This window comes from Azospirillum sp. VT-I1 (genome assembly GCF_055698305.1).
Window position 1 is genome coordinate 24,082 of record NZ_CP168807.1, and the last position, 19,505, is coordinate 43,586.

Genomic DNA, 19,505 nt, shown 5'->3' on the forward strand with positions numbered 1-19,505 from the left:
CCCGGCACCGGGACCGACGCTGGAGGGGCCGGGAGGAGCCGCGCGGACGCCTCAAGGATCAGGCGCTCCAGGCGGCTTCACGCCAGGACTGCTCGGGCCTCGTCACCTCCGGCAGGTTGGGCAGGGGGCAGGGGCGGCCGGCCGGCAGGGCCAGCAGATTGATCGAGATCACGCCGGGGAAGGCGTTGTAGGCGTTGCCGGCGATATTGGTCGGGTCGTAGAGCGGGACGATGTGCCACCACAGCCGATAGCCGAATCCCTGGACCATGGCGATCAGGTCGGCTGACTGCTTCTGCCGGTCGTTCTCCAGATAGAGTGCCGGGCGGCAGCGGGCGATGGTGCGGGCGGCTCCCTCGACGACCAGCGTCTCCATGCCCTCCACGTCGGCCTTCAGCAGGGCAAGCCGCTCCAGGCCGAGGCCGTCGATCGTTTCGACCGGTATCACCTCGCCGTTGACCGCGCCCATGCTGACGGCGCCGAAGTTGCCGGGCTCATCGTAATTGAGGACCGGGACGCTGATCCGACCGGGTGCGTTGCCAACCGCCGACATGTGCAGGACGACATTGCCGATCCCATTGGCAGCGAGGTTATGGGCCAGCAGCTCATGCACTGCGCGCTGCGGCTCGAAGGCGTGGATCAGTCCGGCGGGGCCGACCGTACGGGCCAGCGGAACGGTGTGGGCGCCGATGTTGGAGCCGGCTTCCACCACGATGTCGCCCGGCCCCGCCAGCATCGCGGCAAGGCGGTGCTCGGCGTCCGAATATTCGCCATACAGCGCGAGGGAACGGCCGATATAGCTGTCCATCGGGAAGAACCGCATCAGCCCGTGCCGGCCGCTCCGTTCGGCCAGCGGGTGGCGGCCGGGCTCGGCAGGCAGGAAGACGACGTCCTGCGGGAAATCCGGCGGCTCCATGGCCGAAGGATCCGGCGCCGCATCGCCGTCGGCGATCGCAGCTGCAGCACCTTTGCCCCGATGTGCGGAGACACGGGATCCTCCGGGGCCGGCGGAAAGGGGTGGCCCGCCATCGGATGAACGCTGTCGTGGACCAGCACGCGGTCCTGAATGCGCGGCCATACCCATTCCGCCAGGAAGCGCTGGTCCTGCCAGCGGTCGGCCTCCCGGTCGGCGGCGGCGTCGATGACCGGCGCCAGCGGTGGCAGCAAACCGGCCATACCGCCCCACATCCCGGCCAGGATCAGGTCGGTGTGCAGGACATGATCGCGCATGACGTGGAAAGGCAGGCCGGACGCGATCCAGGCATCCACGGCGGCCTTCTCCCGCATGGTCGGGCGGGAGTCGCAGTCGCGACACAGGAAGCGGGCGACGGTTGGATCGTCGGAAGCGAGGAAGCGCCAGAACAACCCATGCGACCGCCCGCTGCCGGCCGGCATCGCAACCGTCTCGGCGCCGAGACGGGTCAATTCCTCCTGCACGGGGCGGGGAACCGAATCGTCATGATAGAAGCGGCAGGTCCAGCCGGGAAAGACGGCGGGGACCGCCTTGGCATTGGCGAGTGCGCCTTGAATATAGACTTCCTGCGTGCCCCACAGGCTGAAGGCGACGATGTTGCGGGTCCGGGCGGCGGGCGCGATGGGGGCGGCGGGCAGCGGCGGGACCTCGGCGTTCGCCCGCAGCTGCTTCAGGGCCAGGGCATCGGCAGACCACAGAGCCGCTTCGGCCGGGTTGTGCGGTTCCAGCGCCAGGACGAGAGCGTCACGCACGGCGATGTGGCCGGGGTCGAGACGGGCGGCGCGGCGCAGGACGGCGAACGCCTCCTCCGTTCGGCCCGTCTTGGTCAGGGCAATACCCAGGTTGTACAGGGCGGAGACTTCTGCCGGATCGAGGCTCAGCGCCTGGCTGTAGGCGTCGGCGGCAGCGCCGAAGCGGTTGGAATCGAGCAGCGCGGTGGCCAGCAGGAAGCGCAGCTCGGCATCGGCCGGGGCCAGCAAGGCGGCGCGTTGGAAATCCGCCAGGGCCAGGGTCCGGCGGGACCGCCGCAAATGCTCCTGCCCGCGCTGCTGGTGGAGCAGGACGAGCCGCCCGATCATGTCGGACCGGTCGGGTGCGAGGACGCAGGCGTGTTGCAGCGCCAGGATGGCGCCGTCCGTATTGCCGGTGTGATGCCTGGTCAGGGCCAGCAGGTCCCAGCCTTCGGCTGCATGCGGTGCCAGCGTCAGGACCGGGGGCAAGGCCGCCGCCGCCGCGCTCCAGTCCTCCGTGGCAATCAGTGCCTTGGCGTGGTCGATGCGGTAGTTGGCGGCACCGGGCGCCTCCCGGACTGCGCGGAGCAGCAGATCGAGCGCCGTGTCGAAGCGGTTCGTCTGGCAGGCCAGGACTCCGGCCAGATGCAGGGTCGCCGCGTTTCGTGGATCGACGTCCAGGATGCGGCCGTAAATGGTCTTGGCTTCCATGAGGCGTCCGGAGACATGGTGATCAATCGCGATGTTGAGGGCCTCTTCGATCGTCGCCATGACTGCTCCTTCCCCGGCTCGCCGGCACTATAACGTGGCGAAGGGGAGGGGGAGTAGTAACGGTTGCCGCCGGCGAATTTGCCTCGGCGCCACACCGGCGTCAGGGCCGCGAAGCGGGATGTGCGAAGTCCAGCAGGGGACGGCAATGACCATCGAACCGGGGCAACATCGAAGCACAGGTCCTTCGCCTTCGTGGTGCCGGTCAGAAAATGCGCAAGAGCCCTGATCCGGAAATCACAAGCCGCTCAGCTTCACGCTTGAGAAAGTCCTCCTGGATCTCGATAAAAGCGATCACGCGCCTGCTCAAAGCGATAAATACTGTTCAGCGGCCAGTTCAACTCCTGTCGACCTTGGAAATGCGCGGTTTCCGCATTTCCCCTTCCACCTTGAAAGGCTAGGTTTCCATGCGAGGTTTTCGATGATGAGCACAGCGGACACCGCACCCGATCTCCAGGCGCCCGACATCCAGTCCCTGGAAAGCGCCTATCGCGGCCGCAGTGCGCGGGTGGCGGTGATCGGGCTCGGCTATGTCGGGCTGCCGCTGGCCCTGGCGCTGACCGGGGCGGGCTTCGCGGTCACCGGCTTCGACATCGACCCGGCCAAGGCGGCGGCGCTGAACGAGGGGCGCTCCTACATCCGGCAGATCGCCGACGCACGCGTTGCCGAGGCGGTGGCGACCGGGCGGTTCCGGGCGACGACCGACGCCGACGAGTTCGCCGCCTGCGACGCCGTGATCGTCTGCGTGCCCACGCCCTTGTCGCCGCAGCGCGAGCCCGATCTGAGCTTCGTCGAGGCCTCCACCCGCCTGATCCGCGACCGGCTGCGGCCGGGCCAGCTGGTGGTGCTGGAATCGACCACCTGGCCCGGCACCACCGACGAGGTGATGCGGCCGATCCTGGAAGAGACCGGGCTGATCAGCGGGCGCGACTTCTTCCTGGCCTATTCGCCCGAGCGCGAGGATCCCGGCAACATCACCTTCACCACCAGCACCATCCCCAAGGTGGTGGGCGGCGACGACGAGGGCGCGCGGCGGCTGGCGGTGGCGCTCTACGAGCAGGTGGTGCCGCAGGTGGTTCCCGTCTCCGGCACGCGGGCGGCGGAGGCGACCAAGCTGACCGAGAACATCTTCCGCTCCGTCAACATCGCCCTGGTGAACGAGCTGAAGATCGTCTTCGAGCCGATGGGCATCGACATCTGGGAGGTGATCGAAGCGGCGAAGACCAAGCCCTTCGGCTTCATGCCCTTCTATCCCGGCCCCGGGCTGGGCGGCCACTGCATCCCCATCGACCCCTTCTACCTGACCTGGAAGGCGCGCGAATACCAGATCTCCACCCGCTTCATCGAGCTGGCGGGAGAGGTCAACACGATGATGCCGCGCCATGTGGTGGACCGGCTGGCCCTGGCGCTCGACCGCAGCGCCGGCATCGGACTCAGCCGCGCGCGCATCCTGCTGGTCGGCATGGCCTACAAGAAGAACGTCGACGACAGCCGGGAATCGCCGGGCCTGCGGCTGATGGAGATGCTGCTGGAGCGGGGGGCGGCGGTCGAGTACCACGACCCCTTCATCCCGGTGCTGCCGGTCACCCGCGAGCATGCGGCGCTTGCCGGCCGCACCTCCGTCGCCTGGGATGCGGAGACGCTGGCGGGCTTCGACGCGGCGGTGATCGTCACCGACCATGACGGCATCGACTACCGGAGTCTGGCCGCCCACTGTCCGCTGGTGGTCGACACCCGCAACGCGATGCGCGCCGTCGAGGGCATCGAGGGCTTCGCCGACCGCATCGTGAAGGCCTGAGGGAAACCGGCGCCTGAAAACGCACGGTTCGCGGGAGGAGGGACGCCCCCTCCCGCAGCCCGGTGCGGGGCTCAGAATTCCTCTTCGCCGCCGAAATCGCTCCAGCCGCTGTCCTCGACCGCCTGCGTGGCCTGGTCGGTGGCGGCGGTCGCCGCGTCGGTGGCGGCGGTCGCGGCCTCGGCCGCCACAGCTTCGCCGCCGGAGAACATGCCGGACAGCGCGCTGCCGATCAGCATGCCGCCGGCGACGCCGGCCGCCGTCTGCATGGCGCCGGCCATGAAGCCGCCGCCGGCGCGCGGCTGCTGGGCATAGGCGGCGACGCGCGGGTCGCCATAGGCGGGCGTGCCGGGCGCAGCCGGCGGACGGCCCCAGGGGGAACCGGACGGCATGGCCGCGGCAGCCGGGGCCGCCGCCGGATATGACGGCTGCGGAGCCGGCTTGGCGGCGCCGCCGAACAGGCTGCCGAACAGCCCACCACCACCGGACTGGGCCGGAGCGGCGGCAGGGGCGGGACGCTCACGCAGCTGGCGCTCCAGCTCCTCGTTGCGGCCCTGGGAAGCGGCGAGCGCCTGCTCCATCATCACGATGGCCTGCGCCATCAGGTAGGGGGCGGCCGGCTGGCGGGCGATCCGTTCGCGGATCAGCGCCTCGGCCTCGGGATCGCGCGGGCCGGATTGCGCCTCGGCCTGATGCAGCTTGGCGAACAAGTCGTCGATGATCTGGCGTTCGGTGTGGTCCATGGCGATGCTCGTCTTCATGAAGAGGTTGTGGAAGAGGTCCCGCTCCCGGCGCCGACTGCCCGAGGCGGCGCCAGGCGCGGACGGCGCGCAGGAGAGGCGGCGCGCATCGGGGAAGCATCAGGGGCAAGGGCGGAGGCGGGAAGGGCCGGGAGCCGGGGGCGGTGTCTCAGGAATGGTCCAAGGGGTGAGGACATCAGTCCCTCCAAGTGCGGTCACGCCCGTCGGCGCAAGAGCAGGTGAAGAGATCCGACATCGCGACCACGTCTAAGTCGCCAGAGGGGCCCGGATCCGGTTGTTGAGCACGTGGTCCCGTTCCAGCCCGCTTTCAAGACGCCCCGCTTGCCTTTTCCTTTCGAAAGAACATATTGAGAACATTGACGAAGGACGGCACAAGGGACAGGGGTGATCGCGGTGGACGACGCGCTGCTCGACAAGCTCGAAATTCTGGCCGACGCGGCGAAATACGACGCCTCCTGCGCGTCCTCGGGGGCGAAGCGGCGAACGGGCGGGCCGGACGGCATCGGCTCCACCACCGGGGCCGGCATCTGCCACGCCTATACGCCGGACGGGCGCTGCGTCTCGCTGCTCAAGATCCTGCTGACCAACTACTGCCTGTTCGACTGCGCCTACTGCATCAACCGCCGCTCCTCCAACGTGCGGCGCGCGCGGTTCAGCGTGGACGAGGTCGTGCGGCTGACGCTGGGCTTCTACAAGCGCAACTGCATCGAGGGGCTGTTCCTGTCCTCCGGCATCATCCGCTCGCCCGATCACACCATGGAGCAGCTGATGCTGGTGGCGCGCACGCTGCGGCGCGACCATGGCTTCGCCGGCTACATCCACCTGAAGACGATCCCGGAGGCAAGCCCCTGGCTGATCGAGCAGGCCGGGCTGTGGGCCGACCGGCTGTCGATCAACCTGGAACTGGCCTCCGACCGCAGCCTGAAGGAGTTCGCGCCGGAGAAGGACGGCGGGTCGATCAAGGCGGTGATGGGGCAGGTGGGCGAGCGCATCCTGGAGGCGAAGGAGGAGAAGCGCCGCTTCTCCCCCGCCGGGCAGAGCACCCAGATGATCGTCGGCGCCGACGCCTCCACCGACCTGTCGGTGCTGGAGACCAGCGACACGCTCTATCGCCGCTATGGGCTGCGCCGGGTCTATTATTCGGCCTTCAGCCCGATCCCGGAGGCGAGTTCAGCCCTGCCGGCCAAACCGCCGCCGCTCCAGCGCGAGAACCGGCTGTACCAGGCCGACTGGCTGCTGCGCTATTACGGCTTCACGGTGGAGGAGATCGCCGCCGGGGGCGAGGGCGGGATGCTGGATCTGGGCATCGACCCCAAGCTGGCCTGGGCCCTGAAGAACCGCGAGCGCTTCCCGGTCGACGTCAACAGCGCCGACCGCGAGATGCTGCTGCGCGTGCCGGGGCTGGGGGCGCGGGCGGTCGACAAGATCGTCGAGGCGCGCCGCCACACCACCCTGCGGCTGGAGGATGTGGCGCGGCTGTCGTCGGGGCTGAAGCGGGCGCGCGCCTTCCTGATCGCCGCCGACCACCATCCGGGCGGGCTGACCGACCGCGCCGATCTGCGGCAAAGGCTGGTGGCGCCGCCAAAGCAACTCAGCCTGTTCTGAATTATGCATCGTGTGGACCTGAAGGATGGCGCCGACCTCGACGGCTTCCGCCGCGCGCTGCGCGGGCTGGTGGCACTCGGCGTCGAGCCGGGCAAGGTGGTATGGAGCGTCGGGGCGGCGCCGTCGCTGTTCGGGGATGCGGCGCCATTGCCGGCGGACGCGCCGCCGGTATCGCTGCCGCGTCCGGTGGGGGCGCTGATCGAAAACGTGGTCTGCCACCGCGATCCGGAACGCTACGCCCTGCTGCACCGGCTGGTGTGGCGGGTGCTGCGGGGGGAGCGCGACATGCTCGACCACCATGCCGACCCGCTGGTCCACCGGCTGGCGCTGCTCGACAAGGCGGTGCGGCGCGACCTGCACAAGATGCACGCCTTCCTGCGCTTCCACGAGGTGCGCGACCCGGATGGCAGTGAGCGCTATGTCGCGTGGTTCGAGCCCGACCATTACATCGTCGAGGCCACCGCCCCCTTCTTCGTCGAGCGCTTCGAGAGCCTGGTCTGGACGATCCTGACGCCGGTGGGCTCGCTGCACTGGGACCGGCGGTCGCTGACAATCGGGCCGGCGGCGGTGAAGCCGGAGCATCTCGACCGCGACGACCGCTTCGCCGAAGGCTGGCAGCGCTATTACGAGAGCACCTTCAACCCGGCGCGGGTCAACCCCACCGCAATGCGGGCGGAGATGCCGCGGAAATACTGGGCCAACCTGCCAGAGGCCGCCGCCATCCCGGCCATGATCCGCTCCGCCCCCGCCCGCGTGCAGGCGATGATCGAGGCGGAGGCCGCCGCCCCCCGCCGCCGCAACCCCGACAAGGCGGTCGCCGCCATGGCCCGGCAGGAACCGGCGACGCTGGCCGAGTTGAACCGCATCATCCTGGCCGCCGACCCGCTGGTGCCGGGGGCGACGCAGGCCGTGCTGGGCGAGGGGCCGGAGGGGGCTGCCATCGCCATCGTCGGCGAGCAGCCGGGCGACCAGGAGGATCTGGAAGGCCGCCCCTTCGTCGGTCCCGCCGGCCAGCTGCTGACCAAGGCACTGGAGGAGGCCGGGATCGAGCGCAGCGCCGCCTACCTGACCAACGCGGTGAAGCATTTCAAGTTCGTCGCCCGCGGCAAGCGCCGGCTGCACCAGTCGCCGACCGCCGGCGAGGTGAAGCATTACCGCTGGTGGCTGATGAAGGAGCTGTCCTTCGTCCGCCCACGTCTGGTGGTGACGCTGGGCGCCACCGCGGCATTGGCGCTGACCGGGCGCAGCGTGTCGGTCCTGCGGGAGCGCGGGCCGATGGGGTTCGGTCAGGACTGGAAGGGGTTCGCCACCGTCCACCCGTCCTATCTGCTGCGCCTGCCGGCCGGGGAGGGGGCGGAGCAGGCCTACCGCGACTTCGTCGCCGACCTGCGGCGGGCACGGGGGATGGTGGAGGGGGCGGGTTGACGGTTGTTATGAAGCGTTCGAGGATGGCGTATCGGGGAGGTTTCGATGGGAAAAAGCGAGCGTGTCATAGATTGCCAAGAGCTTCTATTTCTGAAATCCGATGTGGATCGGGGAATAAGGGATCTGGCCGCCGGCCGTGTGGCGAACTTCGACGTTAACCGCATCATCGAACGGGGGAAGAGGCACCGTATCCGCTCTTCCATGTCCTCAGTGGGGTGAATCAGCTTGATAGCCTAACGTTGCCCCCTCCCCGACCCTCCCCGCTAGCGCGGGAGAGGGGGCCTTATGCGAAGCGGCGGCAGTCCCCTCTCCCACCGAAGGTGGGGAGGGTTAGGGAGGGGCAAGACAGACCGCCCCCTCAAATCACCCCGCGCCGCCGCAACTCCCCAATCACCTGGGCGACCATCTCGTCGGTGCCGTGTTCGGCGCCCTTCAGCGTGATCTCAGGCGCTTCCGGCGGCTCATAGGCGCTGTCGATGCCGGTGAAGTGGGGAAGCTGGCCGGCGCGGGCCTTCTTGTAGAGCCCCTTGGGGTCGCGGGCCTCGCAGACCTCCAGCGGCGTGTCCATGAAGATCTCCACGAATTCGCCCTCCTCCACCAGGGAGCGGGCCATGCGGCGTTCCTCGCGGAAGGGGGAGATGAAGCTGACCAGCACGATCAGCCCGGCCTCCACCATCAGCTTCGACACCTCGGCGACGCGGCGGATGTTCTCAACCCGGTCCTCGTCGGTGAAACCCAGATCCCGGTTCAGGCCATGGCGGACATTGTCGCCGTCCAGGATCATGGTGCGGCGGCCGAGCCGGTGCAGCTCCTGCTCCAGCCGGTCGGCGACGCTGGACTTGCCGGAGCCGGACAGGCCGGTGAACCACAGCACGCAGGGCTTCTGCAGGCCGCCCGCCCGCGCCGCCTTGTCCACCTTGGAAGCGTGGCGGTGGATGTTGGACGCCCGGCGCAGGGGGAAGCGGATCATGCCGCAGCCGGCGGTGGCGTTGGTCAGCCGGTCGATCAGGATGAAGCTGCCGGTCTCGCGGCTGTCGGCATAGGCGTCGAACGGGATCGGCCGGTCGAGCGCCAGATTGCAGAAGCCGACGTCGTTCAGGTCGAGATGCTTGGCGGCGGCATGCTCCTGGGTGTTGACGTTGATGGTGTGCTTCAGCTCCGTCACCTGGGCGCCGACCGTCGCCGTGCCGGCCCGCAGCAGGTAGGAGCGGCCGGGCAGCAGCGGCTGCTCGTCCATCCACACCACATGGGCTGCGAACTGGTCGGCCACCTCCGGCCGGCCGGCGGCGGCGACGATCATGTCGCCGCGGCTGGCGTCCACCTCGTCGGCCAACACCAGGGTAACCGCCTGTCCGGGCAGCGCCGTCTCCAGCTCGCCGTCCATGGTGACGATCCGCGCCACCCGGCTGGTCCGCCCGCCGGGCAGGATGGCGACATCGTCGCCGACGCGCAGCGCCCCGCCGGCCACCGTGCCGCAGAAGCCGCGGAAGTCCTGGTTCGGCCGGTTCACCCACTGCACCGCCATGCGGAAGGATCCCAGCTTCTCCTCCGCCGCGGCGTCCACGCTCTCCAGATGGCCGAGCAGGGTGGGGCCGCCGTACCAGCCCATGGCGTCCGACGGCTTGGTGACGTTGTCGCCGGTCAGGGCGGAGACCGGGATGCAGGTGACGTCGGTGATGCCGATGCGCTCCGCGAAGACGCGGTAGTCGGCGGCGATCCGCTCGAAGGTCTCACGGTCCCAGCCGACCGCGTCCATCTTGTTGACCGCCAGCACGACATGGCGCACGCCCAGCAGCGAGACGATGGTGCTGTGGCGCCGGGTCTGGGTCAGCACGCCCTTGCGCGCGTCGACCAGCAGAACCGCGGCATCGGCGGTGGAGGCGCCGGTGACCATGTTGCGGGTGTACTGCTCGTGGCCCGGCGTGTCGGCGACGATGAATTTGCGGCGGTCGGTGGTGAAGAAGCGGTAGGCGACGTCGATGGTGATGCCCTGCTCGCGCTCCGCCGCCAGCCCGTCGACCAGCAGCGCCAGGTCGAGCTGGCCGGCGCCGGTGGTGCCGAAGCGGCCCGAATCCGCCTCCAGGCTGGCCAGCTGGTCCTCGAAGAGGCATTTGCAGTCGTAGAGCAGCCGGCCGATCAGCGTCGACTTGCCGTCGTCCACCGAGCCGCAGGTGATGAAGCGCAGCAGGTCCTTGCCGTTCTGGCGGGCCAGATACTCCTGCACCTCGTTGGCGGCATCCATGGGAGCGGAATCGGCGGGAGCGGTGGCGGGATCGAGGTCCTTCAGCATCAGAAGTAGCCTTCCTGCTTCTTCGCCTCCATGGAGGCGGCGGCGTCCTGGTCGATCACGCGGCCCTGCCGTTCCGAACTGGTGGACAGCAGCATCTCGCGGATGATCTCGGGCAGGGTGGCGGCGGTGCTGCGCACGGCCCCGGTCAGCGGATAGCAGCCGAGCGTGCGGAAGCGCACCCAGGCCATCTCCGGCACCTCGCCGGGCCGCAGGGGCAGCCGGTCGTCATCGACCATGATGAGGGTGCCGTCGCGCTCCACCACCGGGCGCGGCTTGGCGAAATAGAGCGGCACCACCGGGATGTTCTCCTGGTGGATGTATTGCCAGATGTCCAGCTCGGTCCAGTTCGACAGCGGGAAGACGCGGATGCTCTCGCCCTTGTGGATGCGCCCGTTGTAGAGGCTCCACAGCTCCGGCCGCTGGTTCTTCGGCTCCCAGCGGTGGGTGGATGTCCGGAAGGAGAAGATGCGCTCCTTGGCGCGGCTCTTCTCCTCGTCGCGGCGCGCCCCGCCGAAGGCGGCGTCGAAGCCGTGGGCGTCGAGCGCCTGCTTCAGCGCCTGGGTCTTCATCACGTCGGTGTGGACGGCGGAGCCGTGGGTGAAGGGGCCGATGCCCTGGCGCACGCCGTCCCGGTTGATGTGGACCATCAGGTCGATGCCCAACTCCCGCGCCGTGCGGTCGCGGAATTCGATCATCTCCCGGAACTTCCAGGTCGTGTCGACATGCAGCAGCGGGAAGGGCGGCTTGGACGGGTAAAAGGCCTTCATCGCCAGATGCAGCAGCACCGCGCTGTCCTTGCCCACCGAATAGAGCATGACCGGCTTGTGGAACTGGGCCGCCACCTCGCGCATGATATGGATGCTCTCCGCCTCCAGCCTTTGCAGGTGGGTGAGGCGGGCGGGCGTGGTCAGGATGGCGGGCAAGCCGTTTCCGGGATCGGTGGCGGGGCCGGGCTCGGGAAGCTCCCTCGCCGCGGGGCGGGTGTCGAGCAGCGGATCAAGAAGCATAGCCGGCCTTCTTCTGCATGTCTCCGGCCACGGCGTCGAACACGGTCCGACGCTTGCGCGACCACTCGATCGGGCGCTTCGACGGATCGAAGCCCTTGGGTTTCTCGACAGGCGTCCAGCTGACCTCGCCGTTGCTGCGCGAGGCGCGGGACGATCCCAGGATGGGCAGGTCGCCGATCCGCTCGAACGGATAGCGCCCCTCCTCCAGCTCCAGAAAGCGCAGCACCTCGCGGACCGTGCCGTCGGGGGCGGCCACCGCATCCTCGAAGCGGACCAGCCGGCAGGCATCGGTGCTCATCCGGCTCTGCGCCTCCAGCGCCGCCTCGGTGCCGAAGCTCCATTCGCGGCAGACGTCGGCGAAGGTCCGGCCGAGGAAGCGCAGCGGCCAGGTGTCGATGGTGGACTGCACCGCTCGGCGGCCGTCGCGCAGCACGATCAGGCAGCGCTCCGCCGGGAACAGGTAGGGGAAATAGCGCATCATCCGGGTGTGGGGCGACTTGATCACCACCGTCTTGTCGGCCGGGAACTCCGCCTCGATGCGGCGCAGGAAGCCGCTCACCATATAGCAGAAAGTCTCCAGGTCGCGGAACGATTCCCGGTTGCGCCGGTAGAGGCGCAGGAAGCGCCCCTCATAGGCGCGCGCATCCTCCACCGTGTTCAGGAAGGGCAGCTCCCGGATGCCGTAGGGGTTGACCACCACGTCCGGGTGCAGTTCCAGCAGGCTCTGGAGATAGTTGGTGCCGCTGCGTGGCATCACCCCCTGCAGGAAGACGATCCGCGGCGCGCGGCGCGGGGCGGCCGCTCCGGCGGCAGTGGTTGCGGCGGCATCCTGCGGGAGCCCGCGGACCGATTGGGCCACCGACCTCAGATGGCGGGCGTTCTCTTCCGCGAACCAGGGATCGAAGAAACTCGACCGTTCCGTGCTGGGAAGTCGAAGAAGCCGTTTCCCGACGAAGCCGATCTCTTTCCGAAGTCGATGAACCGCGCCGTCTTCGAAGTGGTTTCGAAGAGACGCGGCATAATGATCGGCGGTCAGGGTCTTCGCACTTCGAAACACAACGGCCTCCTTTTGCGTCACCTCTGCGCTTGGCATCTCGGATTTTCCTGCTTTTCGACGGTCGATGCGCCGTTTTTGCAAATTCGGCAATCGCCGTCTCCCAAAGCTTGTTATGGGGCTATCGGATCGGCATTTTTAGTTCTAATCCGGATCTAACTCCTTGGTCTTACAGACATGCAGGTGAAATCCCCAATGGTGTGATGCGCATGGCGCAGAGTATCTATTGAACTCAATGTCCCTATCTTGAAACTAGACAAGACACGCTTGATCGTGACTTGCTTCCATTGGTACGAATGCAGGGCATACCTCCTGCTTTATCTGTGGAATTAGCCCATGACCGCCAGAAGACCCGACTTTCTATTCCAATGTTTCCCCTCCGGATAACGAGCTTTCCTGAGTGGAATCGCCGGCACTCCGATCTTTCGGGTAAACGGGCGAAACCGAAGGTTTGTGCCACCGCCCATTCTCTTTTCCCGGGAGGATGGCAGGGCCTGCCCCTCCCGCTTGACCTCCCGCTTGACCGGGATGCTTTCGCTTGAACGCTGCCGGGGCGGGGGTTATGGTCGGCCCGCCGCAGACGGGGAATACTCTAAATTGTTTAACTCTCAGTCGGGGAACCCCACGGTAGCGGGTTTCGGCGCCGGTCCCTTTGCCCTTTTCCAGACCGCCTGGCACCACAGGTCGCTGATCCTGCGGCTGGCCCGGCGCGAGATCGACGCCCGCTATCGCGGGTCGATGCTGGGCATCGTCTGGGCGGTGCTGAACCCGATCCTGATGCTGGCGGTCTACACCTTCGTCTTCTCGGTGGTGTTCCAGGCGCGCTGGGGCGTGACGGGGGAGAGCAACACCGAATTCGCCCTGCTGCTGTTCTCCGGCCTGATCCTGTTCAACGTGCTGGGCGAATGCCTGAACCGCGCGCCCGGCCTGTTGCTGGAGAATGTCAGCTACATCAAGAAGGTGGTCTTCCCGCTGGAGATCCTGCCGCTGGTGTCGCTGGCAGTCGCGCTGTTCAACGCCGGCATCGGCTTCGTCATCCTGGTGGTCTTCCACCTGGCGGTCGCCGGGCTGCCGCCGCCGACGGCGCTGCTGCTGCCGCTGGTGCTGGTGCCCTTGTGCCTGACCACGCTGGGGCTGAGCTGGTTCTTCGCCGCCGCCGGCGTGTTCCTGCGCGACATCCGGCAGGTGGTGGGGGTGGGCGTCACCGTGCTGATGTTCCTCAGCCCGATCTTCTACCCGATGACCGCGATCCCCGAGCGCTTCCGCGCCATCCTGCACCTGAACCCGATGACCGCGATCCTGGAACAGTCGAAGGACCTGCTGTTCTGGGGCCGCATCCCGTCGCCGGTCGAGTGGGGGCTGGCGACGCTGGGCGCCTGGGTGGTGGCGTGGCTGGGCTATCTCTGGTTCATGAAGACCCGCCGGGGGTTCGCCGATGTCGTCTGAGCCCATGTCGTCTGAGACCGATACTCCCGCCGCCGATACCCCTGTGGTCATCCGCGCCGAGGGGCTGGGCAAGGCCTACGCCATCTTCAAGCGCCCGCAGGACCGGCTGAAGCAGATGCTGGTGCGCGGCCGGCGCAAGTACTACGACGAATATTGGGCGCTGCGCGGCGTCGACCTGGAGGTCCGCCGCGGCGAGACGGTCGGGCTGATCGGGCGCAACGGCTCGGGCAAGTCGACCTTCCTGCAGCTTCTCTGCGGCACGCTGACGCCGACCTCCGGCCGCATCGCGGTGGATGGGCGCATCGCGGCGCTGCTGGAGCTGGGCGCCGGCTTCAACCCCGAATTCACCGGGCGCGAGAACGTCTATCTCGCCGCCTCGGTTCTGGGCCTGTCGAACGAGCAGATCGCCCAGCGCTATGAGTCCATCGCCGAATTCGCGGGCATCGGCGACTTCATCGAACAGCCGGTGAAGCTCTATTCCAGCGGCATGTACGCCCGCCTCGCCTTCGCGGTGGCGGCGCATGTCGATGCCGACATCATGATCGTCGACGAGATCCTGGCGGTCGGCGACGCCTCTTTCACCCAGAAATGCATGCGCTTCATCCACCGCTTCAAGGAGCGCGGCACCCTGTTCTTCGTGTCGCACGACACCGGGCAGGTGGTGAACCTGTGCGACCGGGTGGTGTGGCTGGACAACGGGTCGGTGCGGGCCATCGGCCCGGCCAAAGAGGTCTGCCACGACTATCTGGCGGCACTCTACAGCGACCAGGACACCTCGCGCGGTTTCCGCATCGGCGGGGCGCGGCAGGCGCTGCCCCAGGCCAAGCGCGAGGAGCCGGTGGAGGATGCCCGCGCCGAGCTGCTGAAGGGCTCGCAGCACCGCAACGCCATCGAGCTGTTCGACTTCAACGACAGCGGCCCCTGGTTCGGCAACCGCGGCGCCACCATCACCAACGTCTCGATCCTGGATGCCGAGGAGCAGCCGCTCAGCGTTCTGGAGGGCGGCGAGGTCATCGTCCTGAAGGTGGACTGCCGGGCCGAGCAGCAGGTCTACCGCCCGATCGTCGGCTTCTACGTGAAGGACAAGCTGGGCCAGAACCTGTTCGGCGACAACACCTTCCTCAGCTACCAGCTCGACCCCGTCACCATCCCGGCCGGCCAGGACTTCGCCGCCCGCTTCCGCTTCCAGATGCCTTACCTGCCCAGCGGCGACTTCTCCATCACTGTGGCGCTCGCCGAGGGCACGCAGGAGGACCACGTCCAGCACCATTGGGTCGAGGACGCGCTGTTCTTCAAGGTCCACGCCAGCCATGTCGTGCGCGGGCTGGTCGGCATGCCGATGCTGGCGATCACGCTGGAGGCGGAGGGGGCGTCGGCACCCCGGGCAGCGTCCGCGACAAAATAGCGACAGACAGCAGATCAGCCCGGAGTGAGGCAGGAAAACCGCAGTTCCGGCCATTGTTGGACGCCGCAAAGCGGGTTCCGGACAGCGGCTTGCATTCCGGCGGGGTGTCAGCGTATGTGTGTCGGCGGCTGTGACGGGGGCCGTCCGACGGGCCTGGAAAATGGTGCCCGATGGGCCGCGCCCCGCCGCGAAGCCAGGCAGAAGAAGAGGCGCAGGTGGATTCGTTTTTGAAGGACCAGGGATCGGACACTCTCCGTCGTATCTGCCGGCCGATCACGCTCCTGACCCCGGATCTCGTCACGGCGCCGGCCTCCTGGCTCGGCCATGTGCCCTTCGCCTTCTGGATCGTCGACGCGCTGCGCCCGGACAGCCTGGTGGAGCTGGGGACGCACACCGGCAACTCCTATGCCGCCTTCTGTCAGGCGGTGCGCCATGTCGGGCTGCCGACCTCCTGCTATGCCGTCGACACCTGGGCCGGCGACCCGCAGGCGGGCTTCTACGGCGACGACATCTACAACAAGCTCGCCGCCTACCATGACCCGCGCTATGCCGGCTTCTCGCGCCTGCTGCGCATGACCTTCGACGACGCGCTGGTCCATTTCGCCGACGGCAGCGTCGATCTGCTGCACATCGACGGGCTGCACACCTACGAGGCGGTGCGCCACGATTTCGAGACGTGGCTGCCGAAGATGAGCCGCCGCGGTGTCGTGCTGTTCCACGACATCAACGTCCGCAAGGACGATTTCGGCGTCTGGCGCCTGTGGGACGAGATCACCCGCGACTATCCCTCCTTCACCTTCCTGCATTCCAACGGCCTGGGCGTGCTGGGCGTCGGCACCGACCTGCCCGACGCGCTGCATGAGCTGTTCGCCGTGCAGAAGGCCGGCGGCGAGGGCTTGCAGGCCGTCCGCAGCTGGTTCGACCGGCTGGGCGACGCCGCCATCGAGGCCGAGGCCATCCAGCGCCTGGAAGAGCAGGAAAAGCACCTGCGCACCGAGGTGGCGATGGTCCGCAAGGTGCTGGACGACCAGATCGCCCACACCGAAGACCTGAAGGGCATGATCGCGACGCGCGACCGCGACATCGCCCTGATCCAGGGCTGGCTCACCGACCATCAGGCCGAGATCCGCCGCCAGGGCGATGCGCTCGCCGAAATGGCGGAGGATCTGGCCGACCGCGAGCGCAACCTCGCCGCCCATGCCCGCGAGCTGGCGGCGCGCGAGCAGGCCATCGCCCACCTGCATGGCGTGGTGGCCAGCCGCGACCAGCACATCCACAGCCTGGTCAACTCCACCTCCTGGAAGCTGTCGGCGCCGGTGCGCAAGCTGGGCCGCCTGACCCAGAAGGCCGGCCGCTTCTACCGCCGCCGCCTGCACAGCATCACGCTGGAGCCGCTGCACGACGTGAAGCCCAGCCCGCAGGGCGGCTATGAGGCGACCGGCAGCGACCCCGCCTTCCTGCTGCGCTCCGACCGCGGCCGGCTGCCCGGCCACTGGTGCGTGATCTCCTACCGGGTGGTCCGCGCCTCGGCCCCGCTGGTGCCGGTGATCTACGTCGATGACGGCAACGGCTTCGACGAGCGGACGATGATCCGCCTGCCGGTCGACACGGTGGGCGAGTTCCGCCAGCTGGCCCTGCTGCCGCAGACGGTCAAGGCGCTGCGCTTCGATCCCGCCACCCGGCCGGTGTCCTTCGAGATCGCCGACTTCACCATCCGCGAGATCGGCAAGACCAACATCCTGCTCGACTATGTCCGGCAGAACCAGCCGGCGCGCGTGCTGGACTATCTGCGCCGCCACGGCTGGCAGGCGACCAAGCAGCGCGTCCTGCAGGAGCTGCAGCCGAACCGCTGGTCGGCCGACTACAAGTCGTGGGTGCGGATGTACGACACCCTGACGCCGGAGGACGCGGCGGCGATCAAGGCCGACATCGCCCGGCTGCCGGCGCGCCCGCGCTTCTCCGTGGTCATGCCGGTCTACAACACGCCGGAGCCCTACCTGCGCGAGGCGCTGGACTCCGTGCTGGCCCAGTTCTACCCGGACTGGGAGCTGTGCATCGCCGACGACGCCTCCACCGCTGCGCATGTGCAGACGGTGCTGGCGGAGTACAAGGCGCGCGACAACCGGATCAAGGTCGTCCGGCGCGAGACCAACGGCCACATCTCCGCCGCCAGCAACAGCGCGCTCGATCTGGCGACCGGCGATTTCGTGGCATTGATGGACCATGACGACCGGCTGCCGCCGCATGCCCTCTACATGGTCGCGGCCGAGCTGGCCCAGCATCCCGACGCCGACATCCTCTATTCCGACGAGGACAAGATCGACGCCGACGGCGAGCGCTACGACCCGCACTTCAAGTCGGACTTCAATCTGGACCTGCTGCACGGCCAGAACATGGTCAACCACCTGGGCGTCTTCCGCCGCTCGCTGATCGAGCGGGCCGGACGCTTCCGCCTGGGCTTCGAGGGCAGCCAGGACTACGACCTGACCCTGCGGGCGGTCGAGCAGACGGAACCGGCGCGCATCCGCCACATCCCGGCGATCCTCTATCACTGGCGCGTCTTCCCGGAATCCGCGGCCTTCTCCACGGTCGACCTGCCGCGCGCCACCGCCGCCGCCCACAAGGCGCTGACCGAGCATTTCCAGCGCCGCGGCGTGGAGGCCACGGTGGAGACCTCGCCGGCCACCAACCGCTTCACCCGCATCCGCTACGCCCTGCCGGCCAAGCTGCCGCGGGTGTCGCTGATCGTGCCGACGCGCGACAAGGTGGATCTGCTGAAGGGCTGCGTCGACGGGCTTCTGCACCGCACCGACTACCCGGACCTGGAAATCCTGATCGTCGACAACAACAGCGAGGAAGCGGCGACCTTCGCCTATTTCGACACGCTGAAGGACGAGCCGCGGGTGCGGGTGCTGACCTACAAGGCGCCCTTCAACTACTCCTCGATCAACAACTTCGCCGCCGCCGAGGCGACCGGCGAGGTGCTGGGCCTGATCAACAACGACATCGAGGTGATGGAGCCGGGCTGGCTGGCCGAGATGGTCTCCCACGCCCTGCGGCCGGAGGTCGGTGCCGTCGGCGCCAAGCTCTATTACGCCGACGGCACCATCCAGCATGCCGGCGTCGTCACCGGCATCTGCGGCGTGGCCGGCCATGTCCACAAGGGGCTGACCCGCGACGCCTACGGCTATTTCAGCCGGGCCCAGCTGACCCAGGACCTGTCCTGCGTCACCGCCGCCTGCCTGATCCTGCGCAAGGAGATCTTCGACGAGGTCGGCGGGCTGAACTCCGAAAACCTCGCCGTCGCCTTCAACGACGTCGATTTCTGCCTGCGCATCCGCGAGAAGGGCCATCTGGTCGTCTGGACGCCGTTCGCCGAGCTGTACCACCTGGAATCGGCCTCGCGCGGGCCGGACACCGCCCCCGACAAGGTCAAGCGCTTCATGGGCGAGGTGGCTTACATGCAGGAGCGCTGGGGCGACAGCCTGCTGGCCGACCCCTACTACAACCCGAACCTGACGCTGGACGCCGAGAATTTCGGGCTGGCCTTCCCGCCGCGCACGGTCAAGCCCTGGCTGCGCAAGGCCTGCCCCGAACTGCGCAAAGAGCGCCTGAAGGAAAGCATCTGAGCCATGGACGTCGTCTCCCTCGACATTCCCGACGTTAAGATCATCCGCCCGAAGAAGTTCGGCGACCACCGCGGCTTCTTCTCGGAGACCTACACCAAGAAGACGTTCGAGGCGGCCGGGCTGCATTACGACTTCGTCCAGGACAACCAGTCGCTGTCGGCCGAGGTCGGCACCATCCGCGGCCTGCATTTCCAGTTGCCGCCCTTCGCCCAGGACAAGCTGGTGCGGGTGGTGCGCGGCGCCATCCTGGACGTGGCGGTCGACATCCGGAAGGGCTCCCCCACCTTCGGCCGGCATGTCAGCGCGGTGATCAGTGCGGCGGAGTGGAACCAGATCCTGGTGCCGATCGGCTTCGCCCACGGCTTCTGCACGCTGGAGCCGGACACCGAGGTCATCTACAAGGTGACCAACTATTATTCGCCCGAGCATGACCGCGGCCTGCTGTGGAACGATCCGGCTCTCGGCATCGACTGGCCGGTCGCCGCGGACAAGGCCCGGCTGTCGGACAAGGACCATAAGCATCCGACCCTGGCGCAGCTGACCGACCTGTTCTGACGGCGGCTCCGGGTTGGTGGCTCCGGGTTCGGGCACTCAAAGCTTTTGCACAACGGGGGCCGCG

13 protein-coding genes are annotated in these 19,505 nt (G+C 68.0%); 7 read left to right on the top strand and 6 right to left on the bottom strand.

Annotated elements, in window-relative coordinates; genetic code table 11:
* Window positions 1-58 precede the first annotated feature (58 nt).
* Both AB8P05_RS31330 and AB8P05_RS31335 read right to left on the bottom strand, forming a co-directional pair.
* Window positions 59-913: an FkbM family methyltransferase gene (locus AB8P05_RS31330; RefSeq protein ID WP_472762128.1), complete on the bottom strand. Its 855-nt coding sequence runs from the start codon at window positions 911-913 to the stop codon at window positions 59-61.
* Window positions 820-2,472: a tetratricopeptide repeat protein gene (locus AB8P05_RS31335; RefSeq protein WP_472762129.1), complete on the bottom strand. Its 1,653-nt coding sequence runs from the start codon at window positions 2,470-2,472 to the stop codon at window positions 820-822. Before AB8P05_RS31335 ends, AB8P05_RS31330 begins: the two co-directional genes overlap by 94 nt.
* A 421-nt stretch (window positions 2,473-2,893) precedes the next feature.
* Here AB8P05_RS31335 and AB8P05_RS31340 point away from each other — a divergent pair, with 421 nt between their 5' ends.
* Complete coding sequence (locus AB8P05_RS31340) at window positions 2,894-4,267, top strand: nucleotide sugar dehydrogenase (RefSeq protein ID WP_472762271.1); 1,374 nt, start codon at window positions 2,894-2,896, stop codon at window positions 4,265-4,267.
* A 71-nt stretch (window positions 4,268-4,338) separates the two neighbouring features.
* On the opposite strand, the gene AB8P05_RS31345 is transcribed toward AB8P05_RS31340, so the two are convergent.
* A complete protein-coding gene (locus AB8P05_RS31345) occupies window positions 4,339-5,025 on the bottom strand; it encodes a DUF2076 domain-containing protein (protein WP_472762122.1) in 687 nt (228 codons plus the stop codon).
* 393 nt (window positions 5,026-5,418) lie between these two features.
* On the opposite strand from AB8P05_RS31345, the gene AB8P05_RS31350 reads away from it, so the two are divergent.
* Together AB8P05_RS31350 and AB8P05_RS31355 are read left to right on the top strand one after the other, a co-directional pair.
* Window positions 5,419-6,630 carry a putative DNA modification/repair radical SAM protein gene (locus AB8P05_RS31350; protein ID WP_472762130.1) on the top strand — a complete coding sequence of 404 codons (1,212 nt, stop codon included), beginning with the start codon at window positions 5,419-5,421 and terminating at the stop codon, window positions 6,628-6,630.
* A 3-nt stretch (window positions 6,631-6,633) separates the two neighbouring features.
* Window positions 6,634-8,055, top strand: coding sequence for a UdgX family uracil-DNA binding protein (locus tag AB8P05_RS31355; protein ID WP_472762131.1), 1,422 nt, complete (start codon window positions 6,634-6,636; stop codon window positions 8,053-8,055).
* A gap of 358 nt (window positions 8,056-8,413) precedes the next feature.
* On the opposite strand, the gene cysN is transcribed toward AB8P05_RS31355, so the two are convergent.
* The 3 genes from cysN to AB8P05_RS31370 form a co-directional block, all read right to left on the bottom strand.
* A complete protein-coding gene (gene cysN, locus AB8P05_RS31360) occupies window positions 8,414-10,345 on the bottom strand; it encodes a sulfate adenylyltransferase subunit CysN (protein WP_472762132.1) in 1,932 nt (643 codons plus the stop codon).
* The gene (gene cysD / locus AB8P05_RS31365; RefSeq protein WP_472762272.1) at window positions 10,345-11,196 is read right to left on the bottom strand and encodes a sulfate adenylyltransferase subunit CysD; all 852 of its coding nucleotides are present in this window, start codon (window positions 11,194-11,196) and stop codon (window positions 10,345-10,347) included. Before cysD ends, cysN begins: the two co-directional genes overlap by 1 nt.
* Before the next feature lie 145 nt (window positions 11,197-11,341).
* On the bottom strand, window positions 11,342-12,211 hold the full coding sequence (locus AB8P05_RS31370) for a sulfotransferase family protein (RefSeq protein ID WP_472762133.1): 870 nt from the start codon (window positions 12,209-12,211) through the stop codon (window positions 11,342-11,344).
* 792 nt (window positions 12,212-13,003) lie between these two features.
* Here AB8P05_RS31370 and AB8P05_RS31375 point away from each other — a divergent pair.
* The 4 genes from AB8P05_RS31375 to rfbC all read left to right on the top strand — a co-directional run bounded on the left by AB8P05_RS31375 (window position 13,004) and on the right by rfbC (window position 19,441).
* Window positions 13,004-13,852 (top strand): ABC transporter permease, encoded by an 849-nt coding sequence (locus AB8P05_RS31375; RefSeq protein WP_472762134.1) that lies wholly within the window; start codon window positions 13,004-13,006, stop codon window positions 13,850-13,852.
* 4 nt (window positions 13,853-13,856) lie between these two features.
* Window positions 13,857-15,257, top strand: coding sequence for an ABC transporter ATP-binding protein (locus AB8P05_RS31380; RefSeq protein WP_472762135.1), 1,401 nt, complete (start codon window positions 13,857-13,859; stop codon window positions 15,255-15,257).
* A gap of 215 nt (window positions 15,258-15,472) precedes the next feature.
* Window positions 15,473-18,886, top strand: coding sequence for a glycosyltransferase family 2 protein (locus AB8P05_RS31385; protein ID WP_472762136.1), 3,414 nt, complete (start codon window positions 15,473-15,475; stop codon window positions 18,884-18,886).
* Between the two features lie 3 nt (window positions 18,887-18,889).
* Window positions 18,890-19,441, top strand: coding sequence for a dTDP-4-dehydrorhamnose 3,5-epimerase (gene rfbC, locus AB8P05_RS31390; protein WP_472762137.1), 552 nt, complete (start codon window positions 18,890-18,892; stop codon window positions 19,439-19,441).
* Window positions 19,442-19,505: the final 64 nt, after the last annotated feature.

Bases quoted from the DNA above. Each gene is read 5' to 3' on its own strand.
- cysN (WP_472762132.1), bottom strand. From the start codon at position 10,345: ATGCTGAAGGACCTCGATCCCGCCACCGCTCCCGCCGATTCCGCTCCC.
- AB8P05_RS31330 (WP_472762128.1), bottom strand. From the start codon at position 913: ATGGAGCCGCCGGATTTCCCGCAGGACGTCGTCTTCCTGCCTGCCGAG.
- AB8P05_RS31345 (WP_472762122.1), bottom strand. From the start codon at position 5,025: ATGAAGACGAGCATCGCCATGGACCACACCGAACGCCAGATCATCGAC.
- AB8P05_RS31355 (WP_472762131.1), top strand. From the start codon at position 6,634: ATGCATCGTGTGGACCTGAAGGATGGCGCCGACCTCGACGGCTTCCGC.
- AB8P05_RS31380 (WP_472762135.1), top strand. From the start codon at position 13,857: ATGTCGTCTGAGACCGATACTCCCGCCGCCGATACCCCTGTGGTCATC.
- AB8P05_RS31335 (WP_472762129.1), bottom strand. From the start codon at position 2,472: ATGGCGACGATCGAAGAGGCCCTCAACATCGCGATTGATCACCATGTC.
- rfbC (WP_472762137.1), top strand. From the start codon at position 18,890: ATGGACGTCGTCTCCCTCGACATTCCCGACGTTAAGATCATCCGCCCG.
- cysD (WP_472762272.1), bottom strand. From the start codon at position 11,196: ATGCGCGAGGTGGCGGCCCAGTTCCACAAGCCGGTCATGCTCTATTCG.
- AB8P05_RS31340 (WP_472762271.1), top strand. From the start codon at position 2,894: ATGAGCACAGCGGACACCGCACCCGATCTCCAGGCGCCCGACATCCAG.